16 protein-coding genes are annotated in these 22,611 nt (G+C 34.0%); 6 read left to right on the forward strand and 10 right to left on the reverse strand.

The genetic code is table 11. The features are described 5' to 3' along the window. Positions 1-1,526 (reverse strand): valine--tRNA ligase (locus ACH2BV_RS06125; protein WP_395049845.1); only part of this gene is annotated, 1,526 nt, incomplete at its 3' end. Between the two features lie 154 nt (positions 1,527-1,680). On the opposite strand from ACH2BV_RS06125, the gene ACH2BV_RS06130 reads away from it, so the two are divergent. Beyond that, positions 1,681-2,070: a DUF1573 domain-containing protein gene (locus ACH2BV_RS06130; RefSeq protein WP_395049846.1), complete on the forward strand. Its 390-nt coding sequence runs from the start codon at positions 1,681-1,683 to the stop codon at positions 2,068-2,070. A 52-nt stretch (positions 2,071-2,122) separates the two neighbouring features. Here ACH2BV_RS06130 and ACH2BV_RS06135 read toward each other — a convergent pair whose 3' ends face one another. Then, positions 2,123-3,454, reverse strand: a complete 1,332-nt coding sequence (locus tag ACH2BV_RS06135; protein WP_395049847.1) for an aspartyl protease family protein — start codon at positions 3,452-3,454, stop codon at positions 2,123-2,125. Positions 3,455-3,578: 124 nt separating this feature from the next. On the opposite strand from ACH2BV_RS06135, the gene ACH2BV_RS06140 reads away from it, so the two are divergent. From ACH2BV_RS06140 to lgt, 5 genes are all read left to right on the forward strand, one after another. Continuing rightward, positions 3,579-4,772 carry a pyridoxal phosphate-dependent aminotransferase gene (locus ACH2BV_RS06140; RefSeq protein ID WP_395049848.1) on the forward strand — a complete coding sequence of 398 codons (1,194 nt, stop codon included), beginning with the start codon at positions 3,579-3,581 and terminating at the stop codon, positions 4,770-4,772. 131 nt (positions 4,773-4,903) lie between these two features. After that, positions 4,904-5,575: a GTP cyclohydrolase I FolE gene (gene folE / locus ACH2BV_RS06145; RefSeq protein WP_395049849.1), complete on the forward strand. Its 672-nt coding sequence runs from the start codon at positions 4,904-4,906 to the stop codon at positions 5,573-5,575. Between the two features lie 54 nt (positions 5,576-5,629). Next, positions 5,630-7,114: a cysteine--tRNA ligase gene (gene cysS, locus ACH2BV_RS06150; RefSeq protein WP_395049850.1), complete on the forward strand. Its 1,485-nt coding sequence runs from the start codon at positions 5,630-5,632 to the stop codon at positions 7,112-7,114. 29 nt (positions 7,115-7,143) lie between these two features. Further along, positions 7,144-7,395, forward strand: a complete 252-nt coding sequence (gene yidD, locus ACH2BV_RS06155) for a membrane protein insertion efficiency factor YidD (RefSeq protein ID WP_395049851.1) — start codon at positions 7,144-7,146, stop codon at positions 7,393-7,395. 54 nt (positions 7,396-7,449) lie between these two features. Beyond that, positions 7,450-8,376, forward strand: coding sequence for a prolipoprotein diacylglyceryl transferase (gene lgt, locus ACH2BV_RS06160; protein ID WP_395049852.1), 927 nt, complete (start codon positions 7,450-7,452; stop codon positions 8,374-8,376). 56 nt (positions 8,377-8,432) lie between these two features. Here the strand turns inward: lgt and ACH2BV_RS06165 are convergent, their stop codons facing one another. From ACH2BV_RS06165 to ACH2BV_RS06200, 8 genes are all read right to left on the reverse strand, one after another. Beyond that, positions 8,433-9,995 carry a T9SS type B sorting domain-containing protein gene (locus tag ACH2BV_RS06165; protein ID WP_395049853.1) on the reverse strand — a complete coding sequence of 521 codons (1,563 nt, stop codon included), beginning with the start codon at positions 9,993-9,995 and terminating at the stop codon, positions 8,433-8,435. Positions 9,996-10,202: 207 nt separating this feature from the next. Continuing rightward, positions 10,203-13,175 (reverse strand): protein translocase subunit SecDF, encoded by a 2,973-nt coding sequence (gene secDF, locus ACH2BV_RS06170; protein ID WP_395049854.1) that lies wholly within the window; start codon positions 13,173-13,175, stop codon positions 10,203-10,205. Positions 13,176-13,399: 224 nt separating this feature from the next. After that, entirely contained in the window at positions 13,400-14,335 is a 936-nt protein-coding gene (locus ACH2BV_RS06175; RefSeq protein WP_395049855.1) for a malate dehydrogenase, read from the reverse strand. 114 nt (positions 14,336-14,449) lie between these two features. Further along, positions 14,450-16,390 carry a DNA topoisomerase (ATP-hydrolyzing) subunit B gene (gene gyrB, locus ACH2BV_RS06180; RefSeq protein ID WP_395049856.1) on the reverse strand — a complete coding sequence of 647 codons (1,941 nt, stop codon included), beginning with the start codon at positions 16,388-16,390 and terminating at the stop codon, positions 14,450-14,452. A gap of 255 nt (positions 16,391-16,645) precedes the next feature. Further along, positions 16,646-17,317, reverse strand: a complete 672-nt coding sequence (locus ACH2BV_RS06185) for a hypothetical protein (protein ID WP_395049857.1) — start codon at positions 17,315-17,317, stop codon at positions 16,646-16,648. A 201-nt stretch (positions 17,318-17,518) separates the two neighbouring features. Continuing rightward, positions 17,519-20,851 (reverse strand): bifunctional amidotransferase subunit GatB/aspartate--tRNA ligase AspS, encoded by a 3,333-nt coding sequence (gatB/aspS, locus tag ACH2BV_RS06190; RefSeq protein ID WP_395049858.1) that lies wholly within the window; start codon positions 20,849-20,851, stop codon positions 17,519-17,521. Continuing rightward, complete coding sequence (locus ACH2BV_RS06195) at positions 20,851-22,248, reverse strand: amidase family protein (protein WP_395049859.1); 1,398 nt, start codon at positions 22,246-22,248, stop codon at positions 20,851-20,853. Before ACH2BV_RS06195 ends, gatB/aspS begins: the two co-directional genes overlap by 1 nt. 4 nt (positions 22,249-22,252) lie before the next feature. Then, positions 22,253-22,522, reverse strand: a complete 270-nt coding sequence (locus tag ACH2BV_RS06200; protein ID WP_395049860.1) for a hypothetical protein — start codon at positions 22,520-22,522, stop codon at positions 22,253-22,255. Positions 22,523-22,611: the final 89 nt, after the last annotated feature.

Consider the following 22,611-nt stretch of genomic DNA (forward strand, 5'->3'; position numbering starts at 1 on the left):
GCAATAATCATTCGCGCCACCCAGAAAAACAAAATATCTGGACCGGTAACTAAATCATTCGTTGGATAATAATATTTGAAATCTTCGTTTTCAGGGTCCATAATTCCACCAAAAACAGACATTGGCCAAAGCCAAGACGAAAACCAAGTGTCGAGTGCGTCAACATCTTGTTTTAAGTCGGAAGTTAGAAGTTGGGAGTTAGAAGTTTTTTCTTTGGCTAATGCCAAAGCGTCTTCAATGTTCTCAGCGACAACGAAATCTTCCTTTCCATCGCCGTAGAAATAGGCAGGGATTTGTTGTCCCCACCACAATTGGCGCGAGATATTCCAGTCACGAATATTATTCAACCAGTGTGCATACGTATTTTCAAACCGTTTTGGATGCAATTTAATTTCTCCGTCAACCAAAACAGATTTTATAGCCGGTTTTACCAAATCTTCCATTTTCAAGAACCATTGGTCTGACAAACGAGGTTCGATTACGGCTTTGGTTCTTTCGGAAGTTCCTACTTTGTTTAAGTAAGCTTCCGTTTTTGCCAAAGCTCCACTGTTTTCCAATTCGTGAGCAATTTCGGCACGAACAACGAAACGATCTTTTCCTTGATAATGCAATCCAAAACTATTCAAAGTAGCGTCTTCATTGAAAATATCGACAATCTCCAAATTGTGTTTTTCGCCCAACGCTTTGTCGTTCATATCGTGAGCAGGAGTTACTTTCAAGCAACCGGTTCCAAATTCGATATCAACATATTCATCTTCGATAATTGGAATCACACGACCGCAAATGGGCACAATGGCGCTTTTGCCTTTTAAATGAGCAAAACGTTCGTCATTTGGATTAATACAAATAGCGGTGTCACCAAAAATAGTTTCGGGACGCGTTGTAGCTACTGTCAAAAAGTCTTCACTTCCTTCGATTTTATATTTTAGGAAATATAATTTTCCTTGTTGTTCTTCATAAATTACTTCTTCGTCAGACAAAGTAGTTTTGGCTTCCGGATCCCAGTTTACCATTCGATACCCGCGATAAATCAAGCCTTTGTTGTATAAATCCACAAAAGAACGAATCACGGAAGCTGACATATCAGGATCCATCGTGAATTTTGTTCTGTCCCAATCGCAAGAACAACCCAATTGTTTGAGTTGTTCCAGAATTACGCCACCATATTTGTCAGTCCACTCCCAAGCGTGTGCCAAAAACTCTTCGCGTGTTAAATCATTTTTGTTGATTCCTTCAGCTTTCAGTTTGGCGACTACTTTGGCTTCCGTTGCAATAGATGCGTGATCTGTTCCAGGAACCCAACAAGCGTTAAACCCTTTAAGACGTGCTCTTCTGATCAAAACATCTTGAATGGTGTTGTTCAACATATGCCCCATATGCAAAACTCCAGTTACATTAGGAGGAGGAATTACAATGGTAAATGGTGTTCTGTGGTCCGGTTCCGAATGAAAATAATTATTCTTCATCCAGTATTCATACCACTTATTTTCAATGGTTTTGGCGTCAAATTGAGCAGGAATTGTCATAAAAAGCAACTGTTACAACCAAAATTTAGCTTTGGTCTGATTTTTGTAATTCTAATTGGGAACAAAAGTAAATAATTAAGTACAGTATAAAAAGGGAAATAAAAATTTGTCTCTGTAATTAAAAAAAGTATATTTACTTATAAAAAATTTTGAAATGAAAAAGATAATTACTTTAATAGCAATTGTATTGTTAAGCAGTATTAGTTTTGCCCAAAATGGTCCTAAAATTGAATTTAAAGCAAAAGACAATACAATAGATTATGGTACCGTTACCAAGAAAAACGACAATGGTGTTCGCTCTTTTGAATTTACCAACACTGGAGATGCTCCTTTGATTATTAGCAACGTTCTTTCAACTTGTGGTTGTACAGTTCCAACAAAGCCAAATGAGCCAATTATGCCAGGGAAAACAGGGAAAATAGATATTAAATATAATATGCAAGCAGGTCCAATCAGAAAAACCATTACTGTCGAATCGAATGCAGTAAATTATGAAGGCGGAAGAATTCCTTTGAAAATAAAAGGTGACGTTATTGCTGAATAACACTAAATAAAGTTAAAAAACGCTTCTTGATTCACTTCTAGAAGCGTTTTTGTTATAATACATTTAGCAATTGAAATTTAAACTTTAGAATTTGGCTATCCCTTTCTACTTCAAAGTTTATCCAATTTTCTTCTTCAGATTTCAATAACGAATTTATTTTTTCCAAAGTAAATTCATATCCAGGCTTATCATTAATCTTGACGATTATATCTCCTTTTTGTAACCCACTTATTGCAGCCGGAGAATTCTTTCGAACATTTGCGATTATATAAATAGGTTTTAAAACAAATTTGTATTTAAAATTATTATCTGCATTATTTCTTCTAACTTCAACTGCATCACCTACTATTATTGGAACAGTTTCTAAATGCACCGTTTCCTGAACCCATTGCAAACCGTAATGTTGCAATTCGACACCGCTTTTATTATAACTAAATGGAGTATTGAAATTACCGTTTTTCCTTAAAAACATCTTTTGGTTTGGATAATCAAAAACTATGTAAAATCTTTTTAAAATTTCTGACCCTACGGAGCCTGCACGATCCTTCACCATCTTAACATTTTTTATCGAAGTCGAATCCGGGAAAGCAATAATGGGATTATGAAAATCGAATTTTGAAAGTGTAAATTTTGTTATCTGTGCTCTTTTTCCCTCAACGTCGCCGCTAAACCCTTTCCCAAGATAATCATCAAAATTTTTCGTTGGTATTTTTATTGATTTTTTAATATTTTCGAAGAGCCAAATTGCATCACTATTGCCTATGTCTATTAATAACTTTACCGGAATTTCGATGGAATTTACAACTATACTGCTAGCAATATAGGGTTTTGATCTTTCGATAGTGATAGGAACCGTTTGGAATTCTTTTTCTACTCTTTTTCTGTTTTTTTCATTATCCCTATAAACTGTAATTCGTTTTTTTATGTAATTGATTTCCACTAAATTATTTTTCAAAAAATTATACCCAATAATGCCATTCACGGGAATTCCTATGTGAGATGATAAGTTAAAACTTTGGTCTAAAACGATGTATAACAGGTGATTTGGAGATTTCAACCCTTTTACTTCCAATATATTGTTGGTAGATTTCAATCCCTCAATTGATTCTTCGCTTCCCAAACCTCTCAAGGCTATTTTTTCTACATTAGAAAAACTGACCTCTTTCTTGTCTTCCATACTAAAAAGAATCGTTTCTTCTACACCGGAATCCAATAAGAAGTTCAACTCAACTCCATTTACCTTTATGGGAACAAAAGCTAAATTATTGATGAATTTGAAAGGAATAATTACTTTATCAACCCCTTTTCCGAGCACGAAACCTTCCTGTCCCAAAACAGGAAAGCTAATTAGAAATAAGGAAAATAAAATAACTATTTTTTTCATTGTAAATCGTTCCTATAAAATTACTGAAAATATCAATTATAAATATTTATTTGACAATAATTACACCCTTTAGTTACATTAATTTTAAAAAAAATCGCAAATTTGCATCTCAATAAATGAAGCTATGCCAAAAATATCAAACAAAGGCAAACAAATGCCTGAATCTCCTATACGAAAACTAGTTCCCTATTCAGAAATTGCAAAGAAGAAAGGACACAAAGTATATCATTTAAACATTGGTCAACCTGATATAAAAACCCCTGAAGTTGCCCTAAATGCTGTGAAAAATAACAACGTTAAAGTATTGGAATACAGTCATTCTGCTGGTTTTGAAAGTTATAGAAGAAAATTGTCACAGTATTATATTGCTCATAATGTAGCCGTAAATTTAGAAAATATAATTATCACCACAGGAGGTTCTGAAGCTTTGTTATTTGCTATGGGAACTACAATGGACTATGGAGATGAAATCATTATTCCAGAGCCTTTTTATGCTAATTATCTAGGTTTTTCAACTGCCTCCGGTGTTACTGTAGTTCCGGTAATTTCAACCATTGAGACAGGGTTTGCTTTGCCTCCAATTGCTGCTTTTGAAAAATTAATTACCCCAAAAACTAAAGCTATTCTTATTTGCAATCCTGGAAATCCAACGGGATATTTATATTCGAAAGAAGAAATTATACAACTGGCCGCTTTGGTCAAAAAACACGATTTATTTTTGATTTCAGATGAAGTCTATCGTGAATTTACTTATGATGGTGATGTTCATTATTCTGTTATGAATATTGCCGGTCTTGAAGAACATACCATAATGATTGATTCCGTTTCTAAACGTTACAGCATGTGTGGTGCCAGAATTGGCTGTATTGTTTCAAAAAATAAGGAAGTAATGACGACCGCGATGAAATTTGCACAAGCGAGATTAAGTCCGCCAACATTTGAACAAATTGCCAGTGAAGCCGCTCTTGATACCCCACAAAGCTATTTTGATGAAGTAATTTCGGAATATCGAGAACGCAGAGACACGCTTATTGATGAGCTAAACAAAATTGATGGCGTAATAGTTTCTAAACCAAAAGGTGCTTTCTATTGTATCGCTCAACTTCCTGTTGACAATGCCGACGATTTTGCTCAATGGCTTTTAGAGAGTTATGATTTGAATGGCGAAACCGTAATGGTTGCTCCAGCAGCAGGGTTTTATTCGACTCCGGGAGTTGGAGTTAATCAAGTGCGAATTGCTTATGTTTTGAAAAAAGAAGATCTAATCAAGGCTGTACAAATCTTAAAAGTTGCAATTCCAGTTTATAATTCGAAATAGAAAAATTCAAAAAACCGAACTATACATCGATTACAATTTATCAGATTAATTATTAAACCCTTTAGAAATTCTTTAGCTTTAATTAATTATCTTTGCACCCTATATATTACACACAATAATTGTAACTTTTAATGATAAACAACGAAGAATTTCAGGACGAAATAGGAAACAATCATATTAGTTCCTCTGCAAAAAATCCTGTAAGAGACGATGCTTTTGATATTTCTGATGATGAAAAAATTGAAAGAATAAAAAAAGATGTTGAAAATATTCTGAAAACTCTTGGAATGGATTTGACAGACGACAGCTTAAAAGGAACTCCAAATCGAGTAGCAAAAATGTTTGTGAAAGAACTTTTTGGAGGGTTGAATCCTGCAAAAAAACCAGGTGCATCCACTTTTGAAAACAATTACAAATATGGTGAAATGCTTGTTGAAAAAAACATCACGGTATATTCAACTTGTGAGCACCATTTATTACCAATTATCGGAAGAGCTCATGTAGCCTATATATCTAGTGGTAGAGTTGTTGGTCTTTCAAAAATAAATCGAATTGTTGAATATTATTCTAAAAGACCTCAGGTTCAAGAGCGTTTAACAATGCAAATTGTTCAAGAGCTTCAAATCGCGCTTAACACCGAAGACGTTGCCTGCATCATCGATGCAAAACATCTATGTGTTAATTCGAGAGGAATAAAAGACATTGAAAGTAGTACTGTGACCTCAGAATTTGGAGGTAAATTTAAAAATGAGCAAACTCGCAGAGAACTTTTGGAATATATTAAGTTAGATACAAAATTCTAATTATTGTTTAATTGGTGATTTCCATAATCGTCAAAATTACAAATCATAAATTTTATGCCTTTATACAAATCCCAAACCTTAAAAATATACAATACTCTTTCGGGAGAAAAAGAAATTTTCAAGCCAATCCATGAAGGAAATGTCGGAATGTATGTTTGTGGCCCAACGGTTTATAGCAATGTACACCTTGGAAACGTAAGAACTTTTATGTCTTTTGATGTAATTTTCAGATATTTTTTACATTTAGGTTACAAAACACGTTATGTTAGAAACATCACAGATGCAGGACATTTAACTGATGACGGAAATGTAGAAAACGACCGTTTTGTAAAACAATCTCGGCTAGAAAAATTGGAGCCAATGGAAGTTGTGCAAAAATATACTGTCGATTTTCATCAGGTTTTAGAAAAATTTAATTTTTTAGCCCCTACAATCGAACCTACAGCTACTGGCCATATCATTGAACAAATAGAACTTATCCAAAAACTAATTGCCGATGGTTTCGCATACGAAACTCATGGTTCTGTATATTTTGATGTTTTTGAATACAATAAAAAAGGATTCAACTATGGTGAATTGAGTCATCGCAATATTGATGAATTGTTTGCCAATACCCGTGATTTAGACGGTCAAAACGAAAAGAAAAATCCTCAAGATTTTGCTTTATGGAAAAATGCTTCACCGGCACATATTATGCGTTGGAACTCTCCTTGGGGCGAAGGTTTTCCTGGATGGCATCTAGAATGTACTGCGATGAGTACAAAATATTTAGGAGAACGATTTGATATTCACGGAGGTGGAATGGATTTAAAATTTCCACATCACGAATGCGAAGTGGCTCAAGGGAAAGCATGCAATGGGACTTCTCCAGTAAATATTTGGATGCACACCAATATGCTTACAATGAATGGTTTGCGAATGAGCAAATCGACTGGAAATTACATATTACCAATGGAATTGCTTTCAGGAGAAAATTCTTTTTTTGAAAAGAAATTCCAACCTAATGTAGTCCGTTTTTGTTTCTTACAAGCTCATTATCGAAGTGTTTTAGATATTTCAAACGAGGCAATGTTAGCAAGTGAAAAAGGATTAAATCGATTGCTAGAAGGTGTAAATTTGCTTGCAACTATTCAGCCAAATACTACTTCTTCCTTTTCAGTATCTGAATGGATACAAAGTTGTTATGAAGCAATGAGCGATGATTTTAACACTCCTATTTTAATTGCCAATTTGTTTGAAGGCATTCGCTTTATTAATTTATTAAATGATAATTCGGCCGCACTTACATCTGAAGATTTGCAACTATTTAGCAATTTGATACAATCTTTTGTTTTTGATGTTTTGGGTCTAAAAGATGAAAAATCAGTAGAGAGCAACAACGAAAAACTAGAAGGTGTAGTCAATATGCTAATTGTCATGCGAAATGAAGCCAGAGCCAATAAAGACTTCGCAATGTCAGACCAAATAAGAAATCAATTGATTGCTTTGGGAATTCAATTGAAAGATGGTAAAGAGGGAACTACTTTTAGTGTTCAGTAATTCGATAGTGGATTGTTACTATAAAAATTATGTTATCAAAAATTCTTATATTCCCTTTTGTATTTTTGGTTCGGTTTTATCAAACTGCGATTTCCCCTTTTACACCATCAGCTTGCAGATTTGAACCTACTTGCTCGAGTTATATGATTGAAGCATTACAAAAACACGGTCTATTTTATGGTGGTTTTTTAGGAGTAAAAAGAATTTTGAGTTGCCATCCTTGGGGTAAAACAGGATATGATCCTGTTCCACCAAAGAAATGCAATCACAACCATCAATAAAAAATATTGAAACTCAAAACAAAAAATGTATTTTTACAATAAATATAAAAAATAATGACACACGCATTAAACATAGTTTGGAATCCATCAGAAGGAATTGATTTAGGTTTTTTTGTAATTCGTTTTTACAGCCTGATGTTTGTGATTGCTTTTGGACTGGGTTGGTACATTATGAAAAACATATTCGAACGTGAAAATGAACCTATAGATAAACTGGATTCATTATTTATTTGGATAGTTTTATCCACATTGATTGGTGCTCGATTGGGTCACGTTTTGTTTTATGATTGGGAATATTATCGCAATCATTTATTAGAAATATTTTTACCATTCCGCTTTACTCCAAATTTTGAATTTACAGGTTACCAAGGATTGGCAAGTCATGGAGCTGCAATATCCATAATAATCACAATGTATTATTTCAGCAAAAATATATTGAAGAAACCTCTGTTATGGATTTTAGACAGAATAGTTGTTCCAGTATCAAGTGGAGCTATTTTTGTGAGATTAGGAAATTTTTTCAATTCAGAAATTGTTGGAAAAGAAACTGATTCACAATTTGGAATAAAATTTATTAGAGACTATTTCACGCCAAAAGATGCCGTAAATGCAACCCAATTAACTACTCCAAAAGAAGCATATCACGCCATTGCCACTGACCCTAAATATGCTGAATTACTTTTTCAGGTTCCGGCTAAACATCCAGCGCAATTATATGAAGCTTTTTGCTATATTTTTGTATTTGCCATTTTGTTTTTCTTGTATTGGAAAACAAATGCTAGAGAAAAATCAGGTTATTTATTTGGTCTTTTTCTAGTGCTTTTATGGACCGTGCGCTTTGTTGTGGAGTATGTAAAAGAAAGTCAAGGTGGTTTTGAAAGTGCTTTGGGATTATTTTCAACAGGACAATGGCTTAGCATCCCATTTATATTAATCGGATTGTATTTTGTATTTACTGCTGAAAAACCTGTCCACTTATAGATTTACGATAACAAAACTCAATAAAAAAAGCTTCCAAAATTGGAAGCTTTTTTATTTTATCTCTTCAAAGAAAAATGTGATTTGTATTTTTTGACAATACTTTGTTCAACATATTCTACAGTAAACCAATAATCGTCTGCAGGCATTGGCTGACCAATATACGTTCCGTCCCAACCAGGGTCTTTAGGACTAATATCTTTCAATAATTTACCATATCGATCAAATATATAAATTCTTGCATTCAATTGATCGCTAAGAGTTGGAATATTCCACATTTCATTATGATTATCACCATTTGGAGTGAAATATTTAGGATAGCCAATCACCAAAACATTATTGTCAGTCAACTCACTACAACCATTTATATCCTTTACGGTAATAGAACGAATTCCTGAAGCTACATTTTCGAAAACTGGACTAGTTTGAAATGGTCCAGAATCCATTTGATATAAATAATTAGCCCCAACTGGATCTGTTACTGTGACTATTTGATTTTTTGCAAAAGCTTCTGTAACTGTCCAATTCAAGTTTAAAATTGCGTTTGAGGAATTTACAGTAACATTTATTGTTTTATTAGTTGGTGTACAAGGTTGACCTAGAGTTGGAATAAAAGTAAAAGGAAAAGTCCCTATCCCTAATATTGATGTATCAACTGTATTGGTGGGACTCCAAGTTCCAGTAATTCCATTATTTGATAAATTACTTAAAATAAGTACTGGATCTCCAGAACAGATTGAAAAATCGGTAAAATCAGGTTCTATGGGTTCTACCGATAGACTCAATTTTGTAGTCAATGCACAAGGAAATGAAATTGGGTCTGGAGTAAAAGTATATGTTGTTGTACCCATTGTTGAAGTATCAACTGGAAAGGGGCTCCAGGTTCCAGTTATAAAAGGACTATTAGTTGAAGTTGTGGGTAAAACTACAATATCATTTATGCAATAGGTTGTTGGTATTGCAAATGTTGGTGTAGTCATTGTAACACAAGGTAAACTACAAGTTTTGGAATTTACTGGGACGCAAGGAAATCCGACGACAGAAATAATAGTTACAGTAACAGATTGACCTGGTAATACATTAAATATTTCGACTGATGAATTGTTTGCATTTCCAAGAACTGATGGGCCTCCTTGGATAGAATAACTATAGTTATATGCATTAGCAGGATGATTTAGAATGTTTGCCCAATCAAAATATATCGAATTTAATTGAGTTTTGTTGTAAACGCAATCAATAAATGAAATAGTTTGATTATCATTAGCAACCACATCCACTTTAATTGGAGTTCGAGGAGTACTTTCAACACCCAAAAGAGGTGTTTCAGTAACATAATACGTTGTTGTTCCCACAGTCGTGGTGATTGGCGTAGGCGCTCCTGGTAATGCCACTCCCCCAGTTAATGCTGTATACCATTTCAGGGTTGCACCAACTACCGAAGGTGTAGCTGTTAATGGAACTGCAACACTAAATTGACATAAATATACTGGAGTAGTTACTATAGGAGCGGCAACAAGACTCATACTTGCATTACCGTTGATACTGCTTTTAGCTAAAACATTTGTATTCAAAAAAGCAGTTATCAAAAACAGAAAGACGAAAGACCTGAAAAAATTTTTCATAATTATAGGTTTTAGGTTGCTTTAAAATCTGGGGGAATTATAGCAATATTTCGTAAATATATAAAATTTGACTCTTCAACAAAACTAATTATATAATTATTGTCCACTTAGAAAAAAAATATCCTATAATAGAAAAGTTTTTGTACAAAAAAAAGACCCGAATAAAATTCGGGTCTTTCGTATAATTTATATAAAATCTAATCCATTTTAAACATTATGCTCACGTTCAATTTTTTTATGCTCTTCTTCAGACATTGTATCACACAAAACAGGAGTTGCAATAAACAATGAAGAGTAAGTTCCCACGATAATACCTATAAGCATTGCGAAGATAAATCCACGTATTGAATCACCACCAAAAATAAACATAATCAATAACACCATAATCATTGTTAATGACGTATTAATAGTTCTAGACATTGTGCTATTAATAGATTGGTTTACAATGCTATTGAAATTTCCTTTGGCTTTTTTACCATCCAAAAATTCACGAACCCTGTCAAATACAATTACGGTATCATTCATCGAATAACCTATAACAGTAAGAATCGCAGCAATAAAGTGTTGGTCTATTTCCATACCAAAAGGCATAAATTTATAACACAAAGAGTAAATTCCCAATACGAAAATAACGTCGTGTATTACAGCCGCAATCGCACCTAAACTGTATTGCCATTTTCTAAAACTGATTATCAAATATAAACCTACTATAAGCATTGCACCAAGTACTGCCCAGTATGCATTAGTTTTAATATCTTCGGCAATTGTTGGCCCTACTTTCGAGGCTAGTAAAACACCTAATGTTTTTCCGTCATAGGCATTTACAAATTTATCATACGTTAATCCTGCAGAATAGTATTTTTTTAAATTATCATACAACAATTTGTTCACTTCTTGATCTGCCTGTATTCCGTGCTCTTGTACTTTATATTTTGTAGTAATTTTTAATTGATTGTCTTTACCAAAAACCTTTACTTCGGCACTACCATCAAAAACTTTTGCTAATTCTGCTTTTACTACTTCAGCTTCAACAGGTTTTTCAAAACGAACTTGGAAGGTTCTTCCTCCAACAAAGTCGACACCTTGATCCAACCCATTTGTAGCTAATGAATAAATACTCACGATTGTTACAAGTGCAGAAAATGCATAGGTCCATTTCTTAATTTTCAAGAAATCGAAGTGGAAATTTGTAAAGAAATTTTTAGAAAAATTAGTTACAAATGACAATTTATTATTTTTGCTTATAGTCCAATCAATAAAGATTCTTGCAATAAAGATTGAGGTAAACAAAGAGGTAATGATACCAATTAACAATGTAGTTGCAAATCCTTTTATTGGTCCTGAACCAAAAATAAACAACACACCACCAGTTAAAATGTGGGTAACGTTTGCATCTACAATAGATCGCATAGCCCCTTTCCATCCGTAGGATGTTTTTACAGCCTCTTCAAGTGATTTTCCGGAACGTAGTTCTTCTTTTGCTCTTTCATAAATAATGATATTCGCATCTACAGCAGTACCCATTGTCAAAACAATACCAGCAATACCTGGCAAAGTCAACACAGCACCTAAACTTGCCAAAATTCCGAACAAGAATAATAAGTTGACTGCTAATGCAACATTTGCATACCAACCTGCTTTTCCATAATAAATCATCATCCAAAGTGACACTAACAACAACCCTAAAAGAGCTGAATTAGTGCCATTATCAATCGCTTCCTGACCCAAAGATGGCCCAACTACATCTGACTGAACAATATCGGCCGCTGCAGGAAGTTTACCCGCTCTCAATACATTGGCTAAATCTTTGGTTTCTGAAATTTCAAAAGAACCTGAAATTTCTGATCTTCCTCCTGAAATTGGACCGCTAGAAACACCTGGTGCAGAATACACAATATTATCCAAAACAATGGCAATATTGCTTTTTTGAGTAAAAGCTCTTCCAGTTAATTCTTCCCAAGCTTTTGCTCCTTGACCATTCATTTGCATCGTCACAGAAGGTTTTCCCAATTGGTCGAATGAATCTTTAGCATCAGTAACAACACCGCCACCCATTGATGCCATATTGTCTCTATTTCCTTTTAAGGCATATAATTCAACAGCATCGATTTCTTTTCCTTTAGGATCTTTAAGTGTGGTTGGTTTTCCCCAAACAAATTTTGCATAACGCTGATCTGCAGCCAATAAAACTCTTATGTCGGCTCTTCTTAAATAACCCCCAACAACTGCAGTATCTTTTGGTGAAAATAAACCCAAAACTGGTCCACCACCTTGTTGAATAATTTTATCAAGTATAGGATTGTTCCCTTTTTTAGTAGCAGATGAATCTTTTTTATCAGTTAATAAAGCACTCAAAGTATCTTTAACAACTGCTTTAACCTCTGGAGTTTTGATTTCGGTTTTTTTCAAGGCTTCATTTGCAGCCATCAAAAAATTACCAATTTCATCTATTTTGTAGGTTTCCCAAAATTGAAGTTGAGCCGTGCTTGATAATAATTTTTTAGCACGATCCACGTCTTTTGCACCTGGAAGTTCCACAAGGATACGACCTGAATTTCCTAATTTTTGAATATTAGGTTGAGTTACACCAAATTGATCTATACGTTTTCTTAAAACTCCAAAAGCACTATCAACTGATTCGTCTACTTTTTTACGAATTACTTTTTGAGCTTCAGCATCGGTCATTTGAAAATCAATTCCGCCTTCACCTTGCATAGTTCTGTTTGCAAAAATATCTGGAGAAGCAAGTTTTACAGTTCCTTTAGAATTGGCATCAAATGCTTCGAAAAAGGCATCAATATAGGCTTGATTTCCTCTTTGGTTTGCAGTTGCATCAGCTAACGATTTATTGAAAACCGGGTTTTTAGAATTATTAGCTAATCCTTTCAAAACATCTTTTACAGATATTTGCAATATCACGTTAATACCACCTTCTAAGTCAAGACCTTTATTGATTTGCTTGTCTTTTACTTCATTGAAAGTAAAATTGGTAAATCCAAGATTGAAAACATTTTCTTTTCCTATGGAATCCAAATATTTTAATTCTTTCTGAGGATTTCCATTAGCAAACGTTTTTGCATCGTTTTTGACTTTGCTAGAAACGAAAGTGAACGAAAGTTGGTAAATGCTTACCAATGCAAATAGAATTGCGAAAAATTTAATAAGTCCTTTATTCTGCATTATTACTAAAAATTAATTGTTTATTGTATTTTTTTTTGGTTTCAACCCTTGTAAAATAAGACATAACCTCTATTTTTGGCTAAAAATAAAACATTATGATTTATCTCATCATTTTTTGACCGAGCAAATATATAATTAACGCAAAGATTAACCAATTTATTTATTGATTAATGTCAAAAAAAAGACTGCAAAAGTGCAGTCTTCTCTATTTTATACCGAAATTATTATGCTAAAACCGATTTTAGGTCAGCATTCATATTTCGAACTGCATCTGCACTTTTGGCGAAAGCCGCTTTTTCAGCATCACTTAATTTAATATCAAGGATTTCTTCAATTCCGTTTTTACCGATGATACAGGGAACGCCGATACATATATCGCTTTGGCCATATTCACCTTCTAACATAACAGAACAAGCAATCATTTTCTTTTGGTCATTCAAGATACTATCCACTAAATATGCTACTGAAGCTCCTGGTGCATACCAAGCTGATGTTCCTAAAAGTCCAGTTAAAGTAGCTCCACCTACCATTGTGTCAGCAGCAACTTTAACTAATTCTTCTTCTGAAAGGAATTCAGAAACCGGAATACCATTATAAGAAGCCAATCTTGTCAATGGAATCATTGTTGTATCTCCGTGACCACCGATAACCATTGCAGAAATATCGTTAGGTGATTTGTCTAATGCTTTTGACAAATAATATCTAAAACGTGAGCTATCAAGTGCTCCTCCCATCCCTATAATTCTGTTTTTTGGCAAACCTGTAGCTTTCAATGTCAAGTATGTCATTGTATCCATAGGATTTGAAACTACAACAATAATTGCATTTGGAGAATGTGTCAAAACATTATCAGCAACTGTTTTTACAATTCCTGCGTTGATGCCAATTAATTCTTCACGAGTCATTCCTGGTTTTCTTGGAATCCCAGAAGTAATAACAACTACATCGCTATTCGCTGTTTTTGAATAATCATTGGTTACACCAGATACTTTGGTATTAAAACCTGTATTGGTAGCACATTGAGAAATATCCATTGCTTTACCTTCGGCAAAACCTTCTCTAATATCTAATAATACTACTTCACTCGCAATTCCTCTATAAGAAATCGCATCTGCGCAAGATGCTCCCACATTTCCCGCTCCTACTATTGTAACTTTCATTTTATGTTGTTTTGTTGTTGTTTTTTATTTAAAGCTAATCCCGCTATCCGTTACAATCCACGCAAAAAAGCGTGGGATTTTCACTACTATCGGGGCTAGGGCATTCTTTTTTAATTAAGCATCAATATTGGCATAAACTGCATTTTTCTCGATGAATTCTCTTCGTGGTGGTACTTCATCCCCCATTAGCATAGAGAAAACTCTGTCAGCTTCGGCAAGGCTATCAATATTTACCTGACGTAAAGTTCTGAAACCTGGATTCATTGTGGTTTCCCATAATTGCTCCGCGTTCATCTCTCCAAGACCTTTATAACGTTGAATTGCTGCGCTTCCGCCCATTCTTGCATTAGCTTGATCACGTTGATCTTCAGTCCAGGCGTATTCTTTTTTGGTTCCTTTTTTCACTAAATATAAAGGAGGAGCTGCAATATATACATGTCCTTCTTCAATCAATTCTTTCATAAAACGGAAGAAGAATGTTAAAATCAAAGTAGAAATGTGACTACCATCGACATCGGCATCACACATAATAATTACTTTATGGTAACGCAATTTTGAAATATTCAAGGCTTTACTATCTTCTTCTGTTCCAACAGTTACTCCAAGTGCCGTAAATATATTTCGAATCTCTTCGTTTTCAAACACTTTGTGATGCATCGCTTTCTCCACATTCAAAATCTTACCTCTTAAAGGCAAAATAGCTTGAAAAGCACGGTCACGACCTTGTTTTGCTGTTCCTCCAGCCGAATCTCCCTCGACAAGATAAACTTCACATTTTGAAGGATCTTGCTCAGAACAATCGGATAGTTTTCCTGGCAAACCGCCACCACCCATTACGGTTTTGCGTTGTACCATTTCGCGTGCTTTTTTGGCAGCGTGACGAGCCTGGGCAGCAAGAATCACTTTTTGAACAATTATTCGAGCATCATTTGGATTTTCTTCCAAATAATTTTCAATCATTTCGCTCACCGCTTGACTTACCGGTGCAACTACTTCCCTATTTCCTAATTTTGTTTTGGTCTGACCTTCGAATTGTGGTTCTGAAACTTTTACCGAAATAATAGCCGTAAGTCCTTCACGGAAGTCATCTCCGGCAATTTCGAATTTCAATTTATCCAACATTCCAGAAGCATCTGCATATTTCTTCAAGGCTCTGGTTAATCCAGTTCTAAAACCTTGTAAGTGCGTTCCTCCTTCGTGAGTATTGATGTTATTTACGTAGGCAAAAATATTCTCAGTATAACTCGTATTGTAAATTAAGGCAACCTCAACCGGAACTTCCCCTTTTTCAGAATTCATTGAGATTACGTGAGAAATAATTGGTTCCCGATTGGCATCCAAATAACGAACGTATTCTTTTAAACCTTCAGTAGAATGGAAAATTTCTGAAACAAAATTTCCATCTTTATCCAGTTCTCTTTTATCCGTAAAAGTAATTGTTATTCCTTTGTTAAGAAAAGACAATTCACGCATTCTTGACGATAAAGTATCGTAAGTAAAGTCAACTGTTTGAGTGAAAATAACTGGGTCTGGATAAAAAGTAACTATAGTTCCTCTTTTAGTAGTTTCGCCAATTTGTTTTACAGGATAAAGAGATTTTCCTCTTTCGTATTCTTGCTCATAGACTTTTCCGTCTCTGTGAACTGTAGCTCTCAAATGTTTAGACAGTGCATTCACTACAGATACCCCAACACCGTGCAATCCACCAGAAACTTTATAAGAATCTTTGTCGAATTTTCCTCCCGCACCAATCTTAGTCATTACAACTTCAAGTGCTGAAACACCTTCTTTTTTATGTATATCAACTGGAATTCCACGTCCGTTGTCTTCAACGGTAACTGATCCATCCTCATTAATATCCACTCTAATGGTATCACAATAACCACCCATTGCTTCATCAATGGAGTTATCTACAACCTCATAAACTAAATGATGTAGCCCACGAACACCTACATCTCCAATGTACATTGAAGGGCGCATTCTTACGTGCTCCATTCCTTCTAATGCCTGAATACTATCTGCTGAATAATTGTTCTTTTTAATTTCGTCGCTCATATGAATTTACTCTAAAAATGTATTTTTTGTATAACACGCAAATATATAAAAATGCGAGTGAATTTAAGGACAAAATAAGGTTATAAGTTGGTAAGTTATTAACAAAAGAGTGTCAATTTCGATAGTAATGACAATAGAAAAAATCAATTTCTAAAGAAGAGAAACTAACCTAAAAAAACAAATTCCCAAAATAAACATTTAAAATGCCGTTTTGGAAATTTGAAAAATGAAATAATTCCAATTATTATTTAAAATTTACAACTTACAAAGTGTATAAGTTAATTTTAAATACGGAATTGTTAGGCTGTTACTAGACTGAAAATAAGGAGTTTCCGAAGAAGTGTAAACTCCAGCTATTAATTTTAATTTATCCCTACTATAACCTACAGCATAAATCATCGGTTCATATTGAAATGTTCCAGAATTTATATAATGTCCAGCCACATTGCCATTTGAATCATAAACAAATGTTTCTCCAGAATAATTAGTCCCTCTGTTAAACAATGAAATACCAACTCTTGCAAAAAGTTGACTTTTTTCATTAATAGGAAAATAATAATCGACATAAAAATTATAGTCCATAATCATCGTTTTTTCAGCTTTTTTAGCTCCTCCAGAAATATCTCTATTGTACATCAAAAAATTATATCTAACAGAATGCTCAAAGTTTAAACTCAAGTTCTTTAATGCAAAATAACTTAAATTATAATTAAATGCAGCACCTGTATTTTGGATATCTATTTCAGTATAAACATTATTTAATGACGAAGCTGCTCCATTATATTTTGGTGTTATTCTGTATTCTGACCCAACCCCCAAAAACAGCTTTCCTTTTCTATTTTCCAAATGATATAAAGTAGAGTTATTATTTTCCTGTGCCAAAGCAAATAGAGTAAAAAACAACAAATAAATTTTAATAAGTTTCATAAGATAATAGTTTATATTTGGAATTTAAATCACATCAAAACTAAAAAAAAAAACACTTTTAATTAATTTTTTGTATAATTTTTCTTAGTTTATAATGAGAATAAATAAACGTATTGTAGTTTAAATCTTAAGATTTAAGACTAAAAAAAAAGCTCTCAAATTGAGAACGTTTTTAAATGGTTTAAGATAATATAATCCAATCTATTTTCTCATAATCCTCACATTCATTTCTTCCACCTTTTTATCTGATAAAAGAGACGGTGCGCCAAATAATAAATCTTCACTAGAACCTGTTTTTGGAAAAGCCATAACCTCTCTAATAGATGCTTTTTTCTCCAAAATCATCATCAAACGATCGATTCCCCAAGCAATTCCTCCGTGTGGTGGTGCGCCGTATTGAAAAGCTTTGTACATAGTTCCAACACTCTTCATCATTTCTTCTTTATTGTAACCCATATTTCTATAAGTTGCTTCCAGAATTTCCGATTTATGTGCACGAACTGAACCTCCACCAATTTCGTAACCGTTTAAGATTATGTCGTATTGTTGTGCGATAATCGTTCCTATTTCTTCATCAACACCATTCATATGCTTTTGCAAATCATAAATGGCTGGCATCGAGAAAGGATTGTGTGTAAAGGTCCATCTTCCTTCATCCGTTTTTTCAAACATTGGAAAATCAATAACCCAAGCCGGACGTAATTCCTTCGGATTAATTAAGTGCAATATTTTACCCATTTCTTGGCGAACGGCATCCAAAGCTTTGTTAGCCGTTGCATAATCTGCCGCCGAGAAGAAAACGATATCCCCTACTTGCGCATTGGTAACTTTTATAATTCCTGCAGCAATATCTTCCCCTAAAAACTTAATAATTGGAGATTGTAACTCATCTTCATTTACAATAATATAAGCCAATCCACCTAAACCGTGCTGTTGTGCAATTGCAGTAAGGTTTTCGATTTGACCTTTAGACATACGTTTGTTTCCTTGCTCTTTAGCAGAAACCTTGATACATTTTACAATTCCACCTTCTTCAATAGGTTTACTAAAAACTTGGAAAGTGGTTTCTTTTACAATATCTGTAATGTCTTGCATTTTTAAGCCATAACGCAAATCGGGTCTGTCACAACCATAGAAATCCATAGCATCTTTGTAGGTAATCACTTCAAACGGACGCAAAATCCATTTGTTGCCATATATTTTCTTAACCACTTCATTAAACATTTTTGTGTTTAAATCTATAATTTGTTGCATACTGGCGTAAGCCATTTCCATATCCAATTGAGTAAATTCGGGTTGACGATCTCCACGAGAGTCTTCATCTCTAAAACAACGCGCAATTTGGAAATACTTTTCATAACCACTTACCATCAACATCTGTTTGAACTGCTGTGGCGCTTGTGGAAGCGTATAAAACAAACCTGAACCTTTACGAGTAGGAACAATAAATTCACGTGCTCCTTCATCGGTTCCTGCACTTAAAATTGGGGTTTCAATTTCTAAAAACTCTTCCTCATCTAAAATGTCACGCAATAATTTAATTACTTTATGACGGTTTACAATCGCTCTTCGTACTTCTTCATTTCTATGATCTAAGAACTTGTATTGAAAACGAATTGCTTCGTTTGTTTTTGCCGCTCTTTTGATTTCAAAAGGCAATGTTTTCGATAAGTTTAAAATCTCCAATACCGAAGTTTCCAATTCAATTTTACCGGTACGTAAACCTGCATTATAATCATCCTCATGACGTCCAACAACAATTCCAGTTACGGAAATAACAGATTCTGGTTTCAATTTCACTAACTCATCAATGTTAGGAAATGATTCCCTACTGATTCGTACTTGAAAAATTTCATAACTTGAATCACGCAAATCAATAAACATTAATTCACCGTGGTCCCGAACACTAGCAACCCAACCCGACAACATCACTTCTTCTTGAATGGTTGAATCGGATAATTGTGAAATTTTATGCGTTCTATAGGTATCTTTTATAATAATAGGAATTTCAGGAAGTGATTCTTCTTGAATTTCTTTATTCTCTATAATTGTTTCTGTGGAAACCTTTTCAAATGATTGCTTATTTTCTAAAACAGCAGCAGCTCCTAATGTATCTAAAATAATTTGGCGAATTACTTTTCCATTGGCTCCTTTTCCAATTATTGCCAAAACCTTACCTACTAAAATACCAGCTTTTCCTTGGTCTCCAGCTTTAATATCATTGGCAACAGCCTCATTTTCTGAAATTACGGTTGCTATAACTTCTTGAATTTTATCTTCTGAAATAGTATTGTCTTCAAAGTACTTGTTGTAGTCAAAAGTTCGATCTTTTAAATAACCCGTAATTCCATTTTGAACCAGAACCGCTGTGATTTTCTCCGCTTTAAATAATTTGAAAATTTCTATTAAGTGATCAATATTATTGATTTTAGCATAGTCCTCAGCCTTTATATTGTTAGCCAATGTTTTAGCAACAAACGAAGGGTCTTTAATTTCTTTATTTATAGTTATAAATATTTGTGAACGCAACTTATCTGCAGTAAAAAATTTAGCGTCTTGAGGCAAAACACCGCCGTTTATCAAAATAGATTCCACAGCGTAAGGCAAGGCACTTGTATCGACTTTAATCGCTTCAATCTCCGCTTTTATGTTTACAAAAGGCAAATCCGGTTCCGAAATAAAACGATAATCCGCTTCAAATTCTTTTTTACGCATTACTTTGGTTTGCTTCAAATCAGCATCCCACAAAACCGTAGTCTGGTCAGGTCTAAATTCTTTATGCTCAATATAATAATTGAATTGTTTTTCTACTTCTTCTTTCAAAGCTTCGACCATAAACTTAAACGAATTCAAGTTTTTAATCTCCGTTCTTGGATTTAATTCATAATGATGTTTTTTGCGTAAAGACACAGAAACATCCGATTTGAATTCTCCTTTCTCCAAATTCGCTTCAGAGATTCCTAAGTTTTGAACAATCCGTTGAATGTATTGCGCGTAAGTTGAAGCGTCTTCAATATTTCTAATACAAGGATCTGTAACAATTTCGATCAATGGAACACCTGCTTTGTTAAAATCGACTAAAGAAATCTTCTTTTCGTGCATCAACTTTGCAGCATCTTCTTCAATATGAACCTGGGTTAAATTCACAGTAAATTGAGAACCATCATTTCTATAACAAGACACTTGTCCGTCGGGAATTATTGGATTGTGAAATTGCGTGATTTGTATATTTTTTGGATTGTCTGGATATTCGTAATGTTTTCTATCCCATGATATTACTTCATTACTAAATGATGAACCCACCGCTTTTCCAAAATAAATAGCCTTTACAATTGCTTCTTTATTTAATGCGGGTAAAACGCCCATTTGTCCAGTACAAACCGAACATATATTTTCGTTAGGTGTTTCAATTTCTTGATTTGGACAAGAACAAAACAACTTGGTTTTGGTATTCAATCGAACGTGAGTTTCCAGTCCGATTACCAATTCTAAATCGTGGGCTTTTATAGCCGCAGTTAATTGCTCCAATTCCATTATATTGTATCTTTTAAGAAGTTTGCAAATTGCAACACTAATTCATCATTATTTTTTGCTGCCGTAATCTGCAATCCTGTACTTGTTCCTTGTGGCACGGTTAAAGTTGGCAATTGCCCTAAACTAAAACCAACTGTGTAAGCATCTGATAAATACATAGCCAAAGGATCTTTTAAACTGTCTCCAATTTTAGGCGGAGTGCTTGGTGTAACTGGTGATAAAATAATATCAACTTCCTTAAAATCTTTACTGAAGTTCTCCGAAATTTGATCCCTTAAAGCTAATCCTTTTAAATATATTTCATCTGAAAAACCTTGTGATAATACTTGGTTTCCACCTACAATTCTACGTTTTGTTTCTTCTGAAAAGTTTTCAGAACGGGTAACAGCATAGGTTTCGATTAAATTCTCCGCTTCAATACGGTTTCCGTAGTTAGTTCCGTCTAAACGAGATAAATTAGAAGCAGTTTCCGCCATTGCCAACGTATAATAAGTTGAAACTAAAATATCCGATTTGAAAAAATCCAATTCTTTTACCGCAATTCCTTTGGTTTTCAGTTTTTCGATAGTGGCTAAGAAATCGGCTTTTATTTGACTATCAATTGCATCACTTTCAATAAAGTTTTTGAAATACCCAATTGTTTTCACAGCTGAAGCTGCAATTGCTTCTTCACTTATTTCTGTTGAAGTAATTGAAGTTTGATCTTTTAGATCTTTTCCACTTATTACATTTAACACAATTCGAATATCTTCAATCGATTTTGCCAATGGACCCACGCAATCTGTAGAAGACGCATAAGCCATCAATCCAAATCGAGAAATCCTTCCGTAAGTTGGTTTAAAACCGTAAATATGATTGTATCCAGCAGGCTGACGAATAGAACCGCCCGTATCGCCACCAATAGAAAACGCAGTATATTCTTTGGCAACATTAACCGCAGATCCACCGCTTGAACCTCCTGCAACTAATTCTGGATTGATAGCATTTTTTACAGCTCCAAAAATGGTGTTTTCACTTGAAGAACCGTGACCAAAACTATCACAGTTTTCTTTTGCTAACGGAATAGCACCCGCATCCAATAATTTTTGAATTGCAGTAGCCGTGTAAGGTGATTTATAGTTTTTTAACAAATCAGAACTTGCCGTAGCATAAGTTCCTTGCAACATATATACATCTTTAATTCCAAAAGGAATTCCTTCTAACAAACCTATTGTTTCCCCATTTGCAATTTTAGCATCCACTTTAGCAGCTAAATCAAGTGCCAAAGTATCTAACAAAGAATTTACAGAGTTGTAAGTGTTTTGCTTAAGTAAATCTAATTTTTCTTGTACCAAAGCGGTGCAAGTTATTTGTTTTGACACCAATTGTTGGTGTATTTTTTTTATTTGAGAATCCATTTTTTTATCCTTCTATAACTTTAGCAACAACTAAAAAACCATTTTTCTTGTTCGGGAAGTTTTCCAAAATTATTTGTTTCTCCATAGCCGAACTCTCTATCACAACATCATCTCTTAAATTACTCACAGACACACAATTATGATTGACATTATTTGCAGCATTATTATTTGTTGGAATTGCATTTTTAATCACCTCAAATAATTGGTTCACGGACTCTGAGGGCTGTGCTCCTTTAATACTCGACAAGATGTCGACTGTCATTGTTTTGTTCATAATTTCGTTTCGTTTTAAAGTCAAACTTTTAAGTCGGCAAAATTACGAAAGTTTTATGAGGGAATGATGTTTTATTTTAATGATTTCGA

The sequence above is a fragment of the Flavobacterium sp. genome (genome assembly GCF_043780635.1).
Lineage (GTDB): Bacteria > Bacteroidota > Bacteroidia > Flavobacteriales > Flavobacteriaceae > Flavobacterium.

Bases quoted from the DNA above. Each gene is read 5' to 3' on its own strand.
- ACH2BV_RS06130 (WP_395049846.1), top strand. From the start codon at position 1,681: ATGAAAAAGATAATTACTTTAATAGCAATTGTATTGTTAAGCAGTATT.
- ACH2BV_RS06135 (WP_395049847.1), bottom strand. From the start codon at position 3,454: ATGAAAAAAATAGTTATTTTATTTTCCTTATTTCTAATTAGCTTTCCT.
- ACH2BV_RS06140 (WP_395049848.1), top strand. From the start codon at position 3,579: ATGCCAAAAATATCAAACAAAGGCAAACAAATGCCTGAATCTCCTATA.
- folE (WP_395049849.1), top strand. From the start codon at position 4,904: ATGATAAACAACGAAGAATTTCAGGACGAAATAGGAAACAATCATATT.
- cysS (WP_395049850.1), top strand. From the start codon at position 5,630: ATGCCTTTATACAAATCCCAAACCTTAAAAATATACAATACTCTTTCG.
- yidD (WP_395049851.1), top strand. From the start codon at position 7,144: ATGTTATCAAAAATTCTTATATTCCCTTTTGTATTTTTGGTTCGGTTT.
- lgt (WP_395049852.1), top strand. From the start codon at position 7,450: ATGACACACGCATTAAACATAGTTTGGAATCCATCAGAAGGAATTGAT.
- ACH2BV_RS06165 (WP_395049853.1), bottom strand. From the start codon at position 9,995: ATGAAAAATTTTTTCAGGTCTTTCGTCTTTCTGTTTTTGATAACTGCT.
- secDF (WP_395049854.1), bottom strand. From the start codon at position 13,175: ATGCAGAATAAAGGACTTATTAAATTTTTCGCAATTCTATTTGCATTG.
- ACH2BV_RS06175 (WP_395049855.1), bottom strand. From the start codon at position 14,335: ATGAAAGTTACAATAGTAGGAGCGGGAAATGTGGGAGCATCTTGCGCA.
- gyrB (WP_395049856.1), bottom strand. From the start codon at position 16,390: ATGAGCGACGAAATTAAAAAGAACAATTATTCAGCAGATAGTATTCAG.
- ACH2BV_RS06185 (WP_395049857.1), bottom strand. From the start codon at position 17,317: ATGAAACTTATTAAAATTTATTTGTTGTTTTTTACTCTATTTGCTTTG.
- gatB/aspS (WP_395049858.1), bottom strand. From the start codon at position 20,851: ATGGAATTGGAGCAATTAACTGCGGCTATAAAAGCCCACGATTTAGAA.
- ACH2BV_RS06195 (WP_395049859.1), bottom strand. From the start codon at position 22,248: ATGGATTCTCAAATAAAAAAAATACACCAACAATTGGTGTCAAAACAA.
- ACH2BV_RS06200 (WP_395049860.1), bottom strand. From the start codon at position 22,522: ATGAACAAAACAATGACAGTCGACATCTTGTCGAGTATTAAAGGAGCA.